9 protein-coding genes are annotated in these 14,287 nt (G+C 63.7%); 7 read left to right on the top strand and 2 right to left on the bottom strand.

All coding sequences use genetic code 11. The features are described from left to right. Nucleotides 1–10: 10 nt before the first annotated feature. Together rlmKL and CCR96_RS23665 are read right to left on the bottom strand one after the other, a co-directional pair. Nucleotides 11–2,503, bottom strand: coding sequence for a bifunctional 23S rRNA (guanine(2069)-N(7))-methyltransferase RlmK/23S rRNA (guanine(2445)-N(2))-methyltransferase RlmL (gene rlmKL / locus CCR96_RS24925; RefSeq protein ID WP_242519330.1), 2,493 nt, complete (start codon nucleotides 2,501–2,503; stop codon nucleotides 11–13). Continuing rightward, a complete protein-coding gene (locus tag CCR96_RS23665) occupies nucleotides 2,500–3,513 on the bottom strand; it encodes a LysR substrate-binding domain-containing protein (protein WP_201224495.1) in 1,014 nt (337 codons plus the stop codon). The genes rlmKL and CCR96_RS23665 overlap by 4 nt, the downstream gene beginning before the upstream one ends. A gap of 194 nt (nucleotides 3,514–3,707) precedes the next feature. Between CCR96_RS23665 and CCR96_RS23660 the strand changes: the two genes are divergently transcribed. From CCR96_RS23660 to CCR96_RS23630, 7 genes are all read left to right on the top strand, one after another. After that, nucleotides 3,708–5,297 carry an ATP-binding protein gene (locus CCR96_RS23660; RefSeq protein WP_201224493.1) on the top strand — a complete coding sequence of 530 codons (1,590 nt, stop codon included), beginning with the start codon at nucleotides 3,708–3,710 and terminating at the stop codon, nucleotides 5,295–5,297. An 81-nt stretch (nucleotides 5,298–5,378) separates the two neighbouring features. Next, on the top strand, nucleotides 5,379–6,110 hold the full coding sequence (locus CCR96_RS23655; RefSeq protein WP_201224491.1) for a hypothetical protein: 732 nt from the start codon (nucleotides 5,379–5,381) through the stop codon (nucleotides 6,108–6,110). Continuing rightward, nucleotides 6,107–6,961, top strand: a complete 855-nt coding sequence (locus CCR96_RS23650; protein ID WP_201224489.1) for a nucleotidyl transferase AbiEii/AbiGii toxin family protein — start codon at nucleotides 6,107–6,109, stop codon at nucleotides 6,959–6,961. Before CCR96_RS23655 ends, CCR96_RS23650 begins: the two co-directional genes overlap by 4 nt. Before the next feature lie 206 nt (nucleotides 6,962–7,167). Further along, nucleotides 7,168–10,176 carry an isoleucine--tRNA ligase gene (gene ileS, locus CCR96_RS23645; RefSeq protein ID WP_201224487.1) on the top strand — a complete coding sequence of 1,003 codons (3,009 nt, stop codon included), beginning with the start codon at nucleotides 7,168–7,170 and terminating at the stop codon, nucleotides 10,174–10,176. Nucleotides 10,177–10,227: 51 nt separating this feature from the next. Beyond that, nucleotides 10,228–10,467 carry a DUF4160 domain-containing protein gene (locus CCR96_RS23640; RefSeq protein ID WP_201224485.1) on the top strand — a complete coding sequence of 80 codons (240 nt, stop codon included), beginning with the start codon at nucleotides 10,228–10,230 and terminating at the stop codon, nucleotides 10,465–10,467. Further along, on the top strand, nucleotides 10,424–10,693 hold the full coding sequence (locus tag CCR96_RS23635) for a DUF2442 domain-containing protein (protein ID WP_201224483.1): 270 nt from the start codon (nucleotides 10,424–10,426) through the stop codon (nucleotides 10,691–10,693). Before CCR96_RS23640 ends, CCR96_RS23635 begins: the two co-directional genes overlap by 44 nt. 117 nt (nucleotides 10,694–10,810) lie before the next feature. After that, entirely contained in the window at nucleotides 10,811–14,197 is a 3,387-nt protein-coding gene (locus CCR96_RS23630) for a hybrid sensor histidine kinase/response regulator (protein WP_201224481.1), read from the top strand. The last annotated feature ends 90 nt before the right edge of the window (nucleotides 14,198–14,287 follow it).

Raw genomic sequence — 14,287 nt, 5'->3', positions numbered from 1 at the left:
GAGTGAATGGTCATTGTGGGCGCCGAATCCGCCAGCAGCGGTGGATATGCGGATGGCGGGCGAAGTCCTTGGGGATGGTCTGGGCGCTGATGTCCTTGATGTCCAGATCGCTCAGCGCCTCCTCGTCGAGCTTGAAGCGGCGCTTGTTGGTCGAGAAGATCAGCTCGCCATCGGGGGCGAGCAGGGCGATGGCGGAACGGATCAGTCTGACTTGATCGCGCTCCACCTCAAAGGTGCCGTCCATGCGCTTGGAGCTGGAGAAGGTCGGTGGATCGAGGAAGATCAACCCGAAGTGACCGCGGTAGGCGCGGGCTTGCTCCAGCCATTCCAGACAGTTGGCCTGGATCAGCTGATGGTCGTGGCCGGTGAAGCCGTTCAGGGCCAGGTTGCGCCGCGCCCAATCGAGGTAGGTCTTGGAGAGATCAACCGTGGTGGTCGAGCGGGCGCCACCTCGCGCGGCATGGCAGCTGGCGACGCCGGTGTAGCCGAACAGATTAAGCATGTTGCGATCAGCGGCCAGGTGGCCGATCAACCGCCGCGTCTCACGGTGATCAAGAAACAGGCCGGTATCCAGATAGTCCTCGAAGTTGATCAATAGGGTCAGGCCATCTTCGGCAACCTTGTGGAATTGGCCAGTCTGCGCCAGCCGCTCGTACTGGGCCTTGCCGCGCTGCGGCTGGCGGACTTTGAAGAACAGGTCGTGCTCCGGCACCTCGAGCACCTCGGCGATGACACCGATGCCTTCGCGCAGCCGCCGCCGCGCGGCCTTGGGATCGATGCCGAACGGGGCGGCGTATTCCTGCACCTGCACGAAGCGCCGCTCCGGGGTCGCCGGGTCGGCACTCTGGTAAAGATCGACCGCCAGCGCGTACTCGGGTAGATCGGCATCATAGAGTCGGTAGCAATGGATGCCCTCGCGCTCTAGCCATTTCCTGAGCGCCTTTTGATTCTTGCGCAGCCGGTTGGCCAACATCTCGGCGCCGGGTCCGCGCTCAGCGACGGGCAGCGGGCGCGGGCGGTCGGAGACATGGGCCTCGGGGCGGACCTCGAAGTGCAGCAGGCGGCATTCGATGGGGCCGTTGTAGAGGCTATGGAACCGGCGCGCGCGCAGCCCCATGCGCTTGCCGAGCTCCGGGTTGCCGGTCAGCACGGCAGTGCGCCAGCCCTCGAACTGGGAGCGTAGCAGCACCCCGAGCGACTGATAGAGGCCGGCGAGATCCTCGGCGCCGATGCGTTCGCCATAGGGCGGGTTGGTGATCAGCAGGCCGGGTATCGGCGTGGTATTTGATGCACGCTCGGATGAGGCGGCAGAGGGGATCGGCTGGGGGCTCCTGTGAGCGTTGCCCGCAGGGGGTCTCAGACCGATGTCAGTGTCCGTGCCAACGCGTGTTTCCACGCTGCCGCCGTTGCCGGCCTCGACGTCGGTGCCACTGCTGGCGCTCGAACTCGCGCTGCTGGCGTTGGTGTCCGCAATGGTGCCTGTGCCGGTCAGCGGATCGGAGCTTGAGTCTGGACTGAGGCCTGGGCTTGGATTCAGGCTTTGATCGAGGCTGAGGCTTGCCATCTGCGATCTGCCACTGGGCCGGCAATCCTCAAGCGCCTGTCGCTCGAACTGCACATGGCCGGCAAGCCCGGCATGCGAGGCGTTGGCATGCGCGGCCTTGATTGCGGCCGGATCGAGATCGCTGCCGCACAGTCGGGTGCTGCTGCGCGCGAGTCGATGCAGGCCGGTTGCGCGGCGCTCCTTGGCCTCGGCCAGGAGCGTCCTCCAGGCACTCCAGGCCGCCTGATCATGGCCGCGCCAGCCGCTGAAGCCCCAATAGGTGCGCCGCAGCCCGGGGGCGATGTCGGCAGCGATCAACGCGCCTTCGATCACTAGCGTGCCGATGCCGCAGAGTGGGTCGAGCAGCTCACCGCCGCCGGCGGCGATCTCGGGCCAGCCGGCGCGCAGCAGCAGCGCGGCGGCGAGGGTCTCTTTCAAGGGCGCGGCACCGCCTTGGAGACGCCAGCCGCGCCGGTGCAGGGCCTCGCCGGAGAGGTCGAGAAAGAGCACCGCCTGGTCGCGGAACAGGCGGCAGCGCAGCGCCAGATCGGGCTGGATCGGACGCACGCTCGGACGGCTGCCGCTGCGCTCGCGGATCTGATCGACGATGGCGTCCTTGATGCGCTGGGCGGCGAACTGGGTGTGCTCGATCTGCGAGCGGGCGCTGTCGACCGAGACCGCGAGGGTCTGCTCCGGGCCGAGGTGCTCGGACCAGTCGATCTCGCGGATGCCGGCGTAAAGGGCGTCCGGGTCTGGCGCGGCGAAGTCGCTGAGCGGCAGCAGCACGCGGCTGGCGACCCGCGACCAGAGGCAGACCCGATAGGCATCGGCCAGGCTGCCGGAGAACTGGACCCCGGCGCGGGTCTCGACGGCGGTCTCGATACCGAGGCCGCGTAGCTCGTCGGCGAGCAGGCTCTCGAGATTGCGCGCGGCGCTGGCGAAGAAGCGAAGCTCGCTCATGTGTCTGATGCTACGGAAGGTGTCGAAGAACGCGGCGTATCGTTGGCTGTGAGAGGTGCCGTTGCAGTTGGGGTTGCAGCAGCAGCTGAAGTGCTTGGCAACGGGCGCACCGAGTCTGGCAGCTGTGAGAGCAGCACCTCAGCAAACGCATCCAGCGCCTGCTGGCGCGGGAAGCTGCGCCGCGAGACTAGCGAGATGCGCCGATAGGCATCTGGCAGATGCAGCGGCCGCCGCACGATTGGGCTGTCCGGTGGATTCTCGCCGCTGCAGGCCAGTGCCGGCAGCAGCGTGCAGCCGAAACCGGCGCCGACTAGTTGCAGCAGGGTCTCGAGACTCGAGGCACGCAGATCGGCCATCTCGCCATTGCGTGGGCGCTCGGCCAGACGGCAGACCTCCATCACCTGATGGGTCAGGCAATGGCCATCGCTGAGCAGCAGCAGTTCGGTCTCTTCCAGATCGGCCTCGGTGATCTCGGCCTGATCGCCGAGCGGATGCTGCTGCGGATAGGCGAGCCAGAACGGCTCCTCGAACAGTGGCCGCGCGACCAGCTCCGGCTCGCTGACCGGGGTCGCCAGCAGCGCCGCATCCACCTCATGATGTTCCAGTCGCTTGAGCAAGGTCTCGGTGATCTCCTCGATCAACACTAGCTTGATCTGTGGCAGGCGCTCGCGCAGCGGCAACAGGATCAGCGGTAGCAGGTAGGGGCTTAGGGTTGGGATGGCGCCGATGCGCAGCGGCCCGGCGAGCGGGTCCTGATGGGCGCGCGCGACCTGCTCGATGGCATCGGCCTGTTCCATCAGCAGGCGTGCGTGCTGCAGGATCAGCTGACCGGTGGGGGTGATCTCCACCGAGCGGTTGGTGCGCTCGAAGATGGTCACGCCTAGCTCATGCTCGAGCTTGCGGATCTGGCCGCTCAGCGTCGGTTGACTGACGAACGAGCGCTCGGCGGCGCGGCCGAAGTGGCGGGTCTCGGCAAGGGCGAGGATGTACTTGATATCGCGGAGATTCATAATCGGGACAGTGCGGTGCCTTGGACTGCAGGCGACAAGGATACCCTGTGGCGGTGGAAGCCCGGCATCCCTGATGCGATGAGCTTGCTCGGCTGCCTCGGGGACGCCGGCTGCGATGCAATCAGTTGATCGCCCTGCGGGATAATGAAGGGATTTGCAGCACTCGACCACTGCTGACTTGCGACTTTAGCCTTATGTCCAGACAACCACTCCCCATCAGCATCCAGACCTTCCGCGAGATCCGCGAGGGTGACTATTGCTACGTCGACAAAACCGCCGCGGCCCAGGCGCTGGCGCAACAAGGCAAGGCCTATTTTCTCTCGCGCCCGCGCCGCTTCGGCAAGAGCCTGTTCGTCGATACGCTGAAGGAGCTGTTCGAGGGCAACGAGGCGTTGTTTCGCGGCCTGCATATCCATGACCAATGGGATTGGCATCAGCGCCATCCGGTGATCCTGCTCGACTTTGCCGCCGGTGTGCTCCAGAACCGTGCCGAGCTGGATCGGCGCATCCGGAAACTGCTCAAGGACAATGCCCTGCGACTCGGGATCGATGGCGACGGGCAGGATACTGACATCCCGGGCTGCTTCGCTGACCTGATCCGCCAGGCCCATGTCCAAAGCGGCCAACGCGCGGTGGTGCTGATCGACGAATACGACAAGCCGATCCTTGACAACATCGAGCATCCGGAGCGCGCCGCCGAGCTGCGCGATGGGCTGAAGAACCTCTACTCGGTGCTCAAGGCGCAGGATGCCCATCTGCGCTTCGTGTTTCTGACCGGAGTCAGCAAATTCAGCCGCGTGAGCCTATTCTCGGGGCTCAACCAACTGCGCGACATCACGCTCAGCGCCCCCTTTGCGACCATCTGCGGCTACACCCAGCAGGATCTCGAGACCACCTTCGCTGAGCATCTTGCCGGTGTCGATTGGGACGAGCTGCGTCGCTGGTACAACGGCTACGGTTTTCTCGGTGAGCCGGTCTATAACCCCTATGACATCCTGCTGTTCATCAGCGATGGCCACAGCTACCGCAACTACTGGTTCGAGACCGGCAGCCCGAGCTTCTTGATCAAGCTGTTTCAGCAGCGACGCTACTTCCTGCCGGATCTGGAACAGCTTGAGGTGGGCGAAGAGATCCTGGATTCCTTCGACGTCGAGCGGATCAATCCCGTGACGCTGCTGTTTCAGGCGGGGTATTTGACCGTGGCTTCGACCACGCAGCAGTGGGGTGAGCTGACCTTTCGGTTGCGCATCCCGAACAGCGAGGTGCGGCGCGCGCTGAACAACCAATTCATCGATGCCTATGCGGGCATCAGCGACACGCGCCTGAGCTATAAGCGGGGGCTCATCGAGGCCTTGGCGCAGGCCGACCTGCCGGCCCTCGTCGCCACCATCAAACGCCTGTTCGCCAGCATCCCCTGGCGCAACTTCACCGGCAACGATCTGCCCGAAGCCGAGGGCTACTATGCCAGCGTGCTCTATGCCTTCTTCGCCAGCCTGGATGCCGGGATCATCCCGGAGGATCTGACCAATCAAGGTCAGGTCGATCTGACCCTCAAGCTTGCCGGGTACATCTACGTCATCGAGATCAAGTTGGTGCGTGATGCGCGCGGCAAAGACGATCAGGAAGCAGCGCCTGCCATCAACCCAGCCCTGGCGCAGATCCAGGCGCGCGGTTACAGCCAGAAGTATCAGGATGCACCAGGGAAGGGTCTCTTTGAAGTCGGCCTCGTCTTCAGCAGCGCCGCGCGCAATCTGATCCAGGCCGACTGGCGGCGTATCCGCTGAAGATCGTTGATGGCGGAGGTGGGCTGTGAGGTTGTCCAAGTCATGTTTGATCCTTTCATAAAATGAAAGTATCTTGCATGAATGGAGACGCTGACCAAAACCATCCTGAGCGCCGGCTTGCAACAGCGAACGCTCTCCGAGGCACAGCTTGCGCGCCTGCTCGGGGGCAGCGCGCAACGTCGCTACAATCTGGTTAATCGTGCTTTGCACCGGGGTGAATTGCTGCGCCTGCGGCGTGGCCGCTATCGTCTCGCGAGTCGGGTTGCTAACGGCAGCTCGTATCCTGGCGGCGGTGCCTATCCTGGTAGCGGTGCGCATTCGTTTGTGTTGGTGCAAGGCTTGGTGCCTGGTGCCTATGTCTCTTTCGAGTCGGCACTGGCCTTTCATGGCTGGATTCCGGAGGCGGTGACGCTGGTCCAAGCGGTTACTCCAGATCGGCGCAGTCGTCAGTACCAGATCGATGAAGCCGGCCTGTTCCAATTCGCTCCATTGCCGTTGATCAAGGGGTTCATGCTGGAGGCTGTGGGCCGGGTCGTGCTTCAAGACCAAGCCGCCCTGGTTGCTCAACCGCTGCGGGCGCTGCTTGATCTCTTCTGCCTGCATCGCTGGGACTGGAGTAGCGCGCGCGCATGGCTCGGCGGGGCGCGGATCGATCTGGAGCCATTGGCCGCATTAGAAGTCGAGCGGCTGCAAGCACTGCGCCGCGTCTATCGGCATCGGCGGATGCAGCAGGTCATCGATGGCCTCAGCCGCTATCGACTGTCAGGGGAAGCAGAAGATGGACGGGTGCTCAGCCAGGGCGGTTGTCAGTGATCGACCTACTGCGTGAGCGCTTGCAGTCCCATGCCGCGACGGATGCGCACCGTGAGCAGCAAGCGTTGCGGGAGATCCTGCAAGAGGTTGCGCTCTACGGACTCTGGCGGGCAGGCTTCTTCGAGCAGGCGGCCTTTCAGGGAGGCACGGCCTTGCGCATCCTGCACGGCCTCAGGCGCTTTTCGGAAGATCTGGCTTTCATCTCGCGAACGCCTGCCCCTGACTTTCGCTGGGAGCCCTATCTCGCCACCATGGCCGATGTGCTGGCCGATTTCGGCATCCGCTGTGAGCTGCGCGACCGAAGCAGGATGACGCGAGCCGTGCGGGAGGCCATGATCAAGGACGATTTCCTCGGCCGCCAACTGGATCTCTCGTTTTACCGGGGAGGCTCCGGCAAGAAGCTGCGGGTCAAGTTGGAGCTGGATACCCGACCACCGGCAGGATCGGGCTTCGACTTTCAGTACCTGGATTTCCCGCTGGACTTCGAGCTCTGCGCTCAGGATTTACCGAGCAACTTCGCGCTCAAGCTGCACGCATTGCTGTGCCGGCCGTATGTGAAGGGCCGGGATTGGTTTGATTTTGCCTGGTATGTCGCGGGCCGAGTTGCCCCGAATCTGCCGCATCTGGAGGCGGCCTTGGCCCAAGTCGGCCCTTGGGCGCAGCAGCCTCCGCGCGTCGATCGGCAATGGCTGAAAGCGGCCTTGATGGCGCGCATTGCCGAGATCGACTGGCCCCAAGCGGCGCGTGATGTGGCCCCTTTTATCAGCGCGCCGGATCAGGCTAGCCTGAGTCTCTGGAGCGAGCGGTTCTTTGCCAGCAAAGTTGGCAAGCTCTTTCCCGAGGCGCCATAAGGCTCAGTGAGCCATGAGCCAGACCATGAGCCAGGCCATGAGCCAGGCCATGAGCCAAGCCATGAGCCAAGCCATGAGCCAGGCCATGAGCCATGAGTCTCGTGCATCGAGCGCCAGAGTGAGGCGAGTCTGGTAGTCTCTCCCCCAACTGATTCAGATCGGGTGCTGTTTGCCTGCACCCGCGCGTACAACGGGTTTTTCAAGCAGTGACTGACTACAAACACACCCTCAATCTGCCGCAGACCGGCTTCCCGATGAAGGCCAACCTAGCCCAGCGCGAGCCGGAGATGCTCAAGCACTGGCAGGCGATCGATGTCTACGCCCTGGTGCGCGCGGCGCGGGCCGAGGCGCGCGCGCGTGGCGAGACCTTCATCCTGCACGATGGGCCGCCCTATGCCAACGGCGAGATCCATATCGGCCACGCGGTCAATAAGGTATTGAAGGACATCATCGTCAAGTCGCGCACCCTCGATGGGTTGGACGCGCCCTATGTGCCGGGCTGGGATTGTCACGGTCTGCCGATCGAGCTGCAGGTCGAGCGCAAGAAGGGCAAGCCGGGGCAGAAGATCAGCGCCACCCAGTTTCGTCATGCCTGTCGCGACTATGCCGCGAAGCAGGTCGATGGCCAGCGCGCGGATTTCCAGCGCTTGGGTGTGTTGGGCGACTGGGCGCATCCTTACCTGACCATGGCGCCGCGCTTCGAGGCCGACATCGTGCGCGCGCTCGGGCGGATCATCGCCAACGGCCATCTGCAGAAGGGCTCCAAACCGGTGCACTGGTGCATCGACTGCGGCTCGGCGCTGGCCGAGGCTGAGGTTGAGTATGCCGACAAGGACTCGACCGCGATCGATGTGCGCTTTGCGGTGGCTGATCCCGAGGCGCTGCTGGCGCGTTGCCATCCCCAGCCAGAGGTGCCAGACGGCGAGGCGACGGGGGGCGATGCGAGCGCCGCTGGTATCGCGCAGACGGCGACTGTTGGCGTGGCTGCTGTTGCTGGCGTTGGCGGAGCAACGACTGGCGCCGCCGATGGGGCAATCGCCGGGCATGGCAGCGGGCCGATGTCGGTGGTGATCTGGACCACCACGCCCTGGACCTTGCCGGCCAACCAGGCCGTCGCCTTGAACCCCGAGCTTGAATACGCGCTGGTGCAGGTAGCCGAGGACGGGCCGAACGGTGCCGAGCGGCTGTTGGTCGCCGAGGGCCTGCTCAAGGACACCATGCTGCGCTGGGACATCGAGCATTATCGGGTCATCGCCTATGGCCGTGGCGATGCCTTCGAGGGTCTGATGCTCGCGCACCCGTTCTATGAGCGTCAGGTGCCGATCATCCTCGGCGAGCATGTCACCCTCGAGGCCGGCACTGGCGCGGTGCACACCGCGCCCGGTCATGGCCTGGAGGACTACATCGTCGGCCGCCGCTATGATCTGCCGGTCGACAATCCAGTCGGCGGCAACGGCCGCTTCCTCGACGGCACGCCGCTGTTTGCCGGCGAGAATGTCTTCGATGCCAATGAGCAGGTCATTGAGACCCTAAAGGCGAAGCAGGCACTGGTGCGCGAGCAGCGCTTCAGCCACAGCTACCCGCATTGCTGGCGGCACAAGACGCCGATCATCTTCCGCGCTACCCCGCAGTGGTTCATCAGCATGGAGCAGGCCGGCCTGCGCGAGTCCGCGCTGCGCGAGATCGGCCAGGTGCGCTGGATGCCGGATTGGGGCCAATCGCGCATCGACGGCATGGTGCGCAACCGACCGGACTGGTGCATCTCGCGCCAGCGCACCTGGGGCGTGCCGATCACACTGTTCGTCGACAAGGAGAGTGGCGAGCTGCATCCGCGCACGTCCGAACTGATCGAGCAGGTGGCCCAACGCATCGAGGTCAAGGGCATCGATGCCTGGTTCGAACTGCGCGCCGAGGAACTGCTGGGCGATGAGGAGGGCGCGCGCTACGAGAAGGTCCAGGACACCCTGGATGTCTGGTTCGATTCGGGCGTCACCCACGCCTGCGTGCTCGATCGCGGCGCCGATGCTGGCGTCACCGCTGCCGAATGGGCCGGACTGCGCCGCCCGGCCGATCTCTATCTCGAAGGCTCGGATCAACACCGGGGCTGGTTCCAGTCCTCTCTGCTGACCTCGGTGGCGATGCACGACCAGGCACCCTATCGCGCGGTGCTCACCCATGGCTTCACCGTGGATGAGAAGGGCGAGAAGATGTCCAAGTCCAAGGGCAACGTGGTGCGCCCGCAGGAGGTGATGAAGACCCTGGGCGCGGACATCATCCGGCTCTGGGTCGCCGCTGCTGATTATCGCGGCGAGATGCGCGTCTCCGATGAGATCCTCAAGCGCACCGCCGATGCCTACCGGCGCATCCGCAACACCGCGCGCTTCCTGCTCTCGAACCTCAATGGCTTCGACCCGGCCAAGGATCTGGTTCCCGCCGCCGAGATGATCGAACTCGACCGCTGGGCGGTGGACCGGGCGCTGCAACTGCAGCAGGAGTTCATCGCCGCCTATCAGGACTATCAGTTCCATCTGATCTACCACCGGCTGCACAACTTCTGCGTGGTCGACATGGGCGGCTTCTATCTGGACGTGATCAAGGACCGCCAGTACACCACCGGCGCCGACAGTCTGCCGCGGCGCTCCTGTCAGACCGCGATGTATCACATCATCGAGGCCATGAGCCGCTGGCTGGCGCCGATCCTCAGCTTCACCGCCGAGGAGATCTGGCAGCATCTGCCCGGCGAGCGTGACGAGACCCTCTTCACCGCCCGCTGGTATGACGGCCTATTCGCGCTCGACGCCGGCGACCCCTTTGATCGTGCGTTCTGGAGTCAGGTGCTGGCGGTGCGCACCGCCATCGGTCGCCAGCTCGAGGCCGCGCGCGCGCAAGGCCAGATCCGCGCCGCGCTCGATGCCGAGATCGATCTCTATTGCTCAGCGGAGCTGCAAGCCCTGCTCGGCCGCCTCGGCGATGAGCTGCGCTTCGTGCTGATCACCTCCGAGGCGCGGGTGCATGCGTTGGGCGAGCGGCCCGAAGACGCGCTCGATACCGATGTCGAGGGGCTCGCGGTGCGCATTCGCGCCAGCGCGCATCCGAAATGCGTGCGCTGCTGGCATCACCGCGCCGATGTTAGCGCTCAGGCCGCCCATCCCGAACTCTGCGGGCGTTGCGTGGAGAATATCGACGGCGAGGGGGAGGTACGGCGCTTTGCATAAACAGCAGCTCAAGAAACGAATCACCAATCATCCCGGGCAGTGCGATAGAAGATGAGTCCGACCGCCTTCAGAGAGGATGGCTATCGGTTTTTCTTCTTCTCAAGGGAGGAGGAACGCATGCATGTCCAGGTGATATCTGGTGAGGGTGAGGCAAAGTTCTGGTTAGAGCCAGAAATAGAGTTGGCGAAGAATCATCGCTATTCCAGAAAGCAGCTGAAACACATCGAGTCATTGATTGAGGTTCATCATGGTGAGCTCATTAGCGCATGGCGCCAACACTTCAGCGGTTGAGGTCACGAATATTTCTGGCCATGGTCTCTGGCTGCTTGCGCATGACAAAGAGCTTTTTTTGTCGTACGACCATTTTCCATGGTTTAAGGATCGAGCCGTGAAGCTGATCCTCAATGTCGAAGAGCTTGCTCAAGGTCATTTTTACTGGCCGGACCTCGATGTTGATTTAACGGAAGAGATCATTGAGCATCCCGAGCGTTTTCCACTCAAAGCAAAGGGTATATGATTTGGCAAACCAGCGGACGCTAATAACCAAGCGCCGATGTGCTTTCAGGTCACTCCGTGGCGTTGATCCTGGCCATTGATACAGGCCGCTGAATGATCCGGCAGGAAAACAACAACAATGACAGAACACGCGGCACCGGCTGATCTGATCTTCGTGCTCGAGGCCGACGGCACCATCGTCGACTTCTATCAGGCCGAGACCGGTGAGTTGTTCGTGCCGCCAGAGGTCTTCCTGGGCAAGACGCCGCAGGCGGTGCTGCCCGCGGAGATCGGCCCGGCGTTTGCTGACGCGCTTCGGCGCGCGCGCGAGGGTGAGCGTTGGGTGTCGTTCCAGTACGAGCTGCCAATGCCCGCGGGGCTGCATCGTTTCGAGGCGCGCTTTGGTGCGCTCGCCGCCTCTGGGCGCCATGTGGTGGCGGTGCGCGATATCACCCAGCAGGCCTCGGTCGAACAGCGTCTGCGTGAGCGCGAGTCGTTGCTCGAAACCATGTTCGGGCAGACCACCGATGCCATCGTGCTGGCCGAGCCCGAGACCGGGCGCATCCTCGAATTCAACGATGCCGCTTGCCAGGGGTTGGGCTACAGTCGCGCCGAGTTCGCCCGGTTCAGGGTCCGGGACTTCGAGGCCGAGCATGATCCGGAGACCATCGCCGACAATATCCGCGCCATCCTCGCCGGCGAGATCCGTGGCTTCGAGAGTCGGATGCGGCACAAGGACGGCTCGCTTCTGGATGTCAATCTCACCTTCCGGCTGGTCGAGCATGACGGCCGCCAGATGATCTCTGGGGTCTGGCAGGACATCACCGAGCGCAAGCGCCGGGAGCGCGAACTCGATGAATACCGGCTGCATCTCGAAGAGCTGGTCGCCTCAAGGACCATCGATCTGCAGGCCGCCAAGACCGCCGCGGAGAGCGCCAATCGCGCCAAGTCGGCGTTCCTCTCCAATATGAGCCATGAGATCCGCACGCCGATGAACGCGATCATCGGCTATGCCCATCTCATGCGTCGTGATCCGCTCACCCCTCGGCAGTCGCAGCAGCTCGAGAAGCTCTCGGCCTCGGCGCAGCATCTGTTACATATCATCAACGATGTGCTGGATCTGTCGAAGATCGAGGCCGACAAGATCCAACTCCAAGAAGACGACTTCGAACCGGCACGGATCATTGACCATGTCTGCGCCCTGGTGACGCCGACCCTGATCAACAAAGGCCTGGAGCTGCGCATCGATCTCGATCACTTGCCGTTGCGGGTGCGCGGCGACAGCACCCGGTTTGGGCAGATCATGCTGAATCTGCTCAGCAATGCGGCCAAGTTTACCGAGATGGGCGAGGTCTCGATCCAAGGCGTCCTGCTCGATGCGGGGCAGCCGGCGGCGCGCACTCATTCAACCGGGTCAACTGCGTCAACCGCGCCAACCGGACAGACGGCCAGACCCGACCAGACCGATCAGACCAGACGACCCGAAAAGCCCGAAAAGCCCGGACTGCCTGAAACGCCCAGACTGGGCGGAAAGACCGCGCAGACTGCGCTGCGGCTCGGCTTCGAGGTCTGCGACACGGGCATTGGCATGAGCGAGGAGCAGCGCTCGCGCCTGTTCCAGGCCTTCGAGCAGGCCGATGCCAGCACCACGCGGCGCTATGGCGGCACCGGCCTGGGGCTGGCGATCAGCAAGCGGCTGTGCGAGTTGATGGGCGGGCAGATCCGGGTGCGCAGCGAGCCGGGGCAGGGCAGTTGTTTTGCCGTCGAGATCCCGTTTCAGCCCGCTGCCTCAGCGCAATCAGAGGGGTCTCTGTTGGCGCGGCTGCAAGAGCGCCGCCTGCTGGTGGTCGATGATGATCCCGCGCATCGCGAGATCTTGGTGCAACTGCTCGAGACCTTTCAGGTGCGGGCGGAGGCGGTGGCCAGCGGCGCGCTCGGGCTGAGCGCGGTCCTCAAGGCCGACCGCCTTGGGCAGCCGTTCGATCTGGTGCTGGTCGATTGGCGCATGCCGGAGATGGACGGCATCGACACCGCGCAGAGTATCCAGGCGCTGCCACTGCGGCAGGTGCCGGGGTGCATCCTGGTGACCGCCTTTGGCGATGAGCTGCCGACGGATCTGGCGGCCTCAGCAGGGATCACCCAGGTGTTAGCCAAGCCGGTAACCGCCTCCAAGCTCTGCGATACCTTGCAATCCGCGCTGCAGGAGGCTCAGAACCAGATCCAGGCTCAGGCCCAGGCGAATGCAAAGGCGCAGCCGGATGCGATGCGCACATCCGGGGCCCATCCATCCCGGACCCATCCCGCCGCCGAGTCGATCTCCGCTGACATCCTGGTGGTCGAGGATCATGCGATTAATCAAGAGGTGACGCGCGAGCTGATCGAGGCGCTCGGGCATCGCGTCAGGATTGCCGCAGATGGTGCCGAGGCGGTTGCACAGGTGCGCGAGCACAATTTTGATCTGATCCTGATGGATATCCAGATGCCGGTGATGGATGGCTTGATGGCGGCGCGGGAGATTCGTCGCCTCCCCGGGTGTCAGCGGGTGCCGATCGTGGCCATGACGGCGAATGTGTTCGAGGCGGATCGGCAACGCTCGCTAGAGGCCGGTATGGATGCGCACATCGGCAAACCGATCGAGCCGGATGTGCTGGTCGCGACCCTGCAGCAGTGGTTGCCCCAAGGCCACTCGGCGACGCCGCTAGGCGCCTCGCCTGGCGCCGCGTCAACGATGAGGCCACATGAGCGGCCAAATGCATGGCCAAATGCATGGCCAAATGCATGGCCAAGTGCGTCCCAGCGCCCGCCTGCAGTGAATGATGCCTCCGCCGGTGCGGTGGCACGGATGCTGGCTGAGGTGCCTGGACTCAATGTCGAGCATGGACTGCGCCGGCTGCGTGGCGATAGTCGCCACTACAGTCGGCTGTTGCATCGCTTTGTTGACGATCACGGGCAGGATGCGGAGCGCCTGAGTCAGTGCTTGCAAACGGGTGATTGGGAGGCTATCACACCCTTAGCGCATGCGCTAAAGGGCGTTGCTGCCACCTTGGCGGCCGATCGCATTCGCTACCATGCCGCGGATATTGAGCAGGCCGCGCGTATGGGGCTCAATCCGGAGCGGTTGCGGGCGCCGATCGAGCAGTTGGGATTGGCGCTGCAGTCCTTCTGTGCCGCTGTCCATCGAGTGCCCCTGGATCGGTCTCCTGAACAAGGCTCGTGTGCGGTCGCCGCGGGGGCTGTGGCTGATGACCAATATCAGCAGCTCGTTGTTCAGCTTGATCGGCTAGCCTGTCTGCTGTCGAATGACGACACCGAGGCCAATCGCCTGTTTGCGGATGCGAGACCGCTATTGAGTGCGGCCTTCGGTGAACGACTGCATCGATTAGAGCAGCACATCGGCGACTTCGACTACGAGCAGGCATTGGCCCTACTGAGCGAGTTGCGTGCCCAACAGCGGGCAGACCGAGCCGAGCGGGCCGATCAAACCGAGCTTGACCCATCTGCAAATGGGCAGGCGGACAGGCCCTGAACATGGACGGTTTGACTGAACGTGGTGGTATCCATCCGCCCTGCCTGGTCGCTATCCAGTCCCCAGCTGTTAGGCTGGGATTGCCCGTGC

Origin of the sequence: Halochromatium roseum (genome assembly GCF_016653315.1) — a bacterium.
GTDB lineage: Bacteria > Pseudomonadota > Gammaproteobacteria > Chromatiales > Chromatiaceae > Lamprobacter > Lamprobacter roseus.
Note: the sequence above shows the minus strand (reverse complement) of the source record. Positions and strands in the feature narration are given on the sequence as shown.

Excerpts from the sequence above, each read along its gene's own strand:
- rlmKL (WP_242519330.1), bottom strand. The coding sequence starts at position 2,503 with ATGAGCGAGCTTCGCTTCTTCGCCAGCGCCGCGCGCAATCTCGAGAGC.
- CCR96_RS23665 (WP_201224495.1), bottom strand. The coding sequence starts at position 3,513 with ATGAATCTCCGCGATATCAAGTACATCCTCGCCCTTGCCGAGACCCGC.
- CCR96_RS23660 (WP_201224493.1), top strand. The coding sequence starts at position 3,708 with ATGTCCAGACAACCACTCCCCATCAGCATCCAGACCTTCCGCGAGATC.
- CCR96_RS23655 (WP_201224491.1), top strand. The coding sequence starts at position 5,379 with ATGGAGACGCTGACCAAAACCATCCTGAGCGCCGGCTTGCAACAGCGA.
- CCR96_RS23640 (WP_201224485.1), top strand. The coding sequence starts at position 10,228 with ATGAGTCCGACCGCCTTCAGAGAGGATGGCTATCGGTTTTTCTTCTTC.
- CCR96_RS23635 (WP_201224483.1), top strand. The coding sequence starts at position 10,424 with ATGGTGAGCTCATTAGCGCATGGCGCCAACACTTCAGCGGTTGAGGTC.
- CCR96_RS23630 (WP_201224481.1), top strand. The coding sequence starts at position 10,811 with ATGACAGAACACGCGGCACCGGCTGATCTGATCTTCGTGCTCGAGGCC.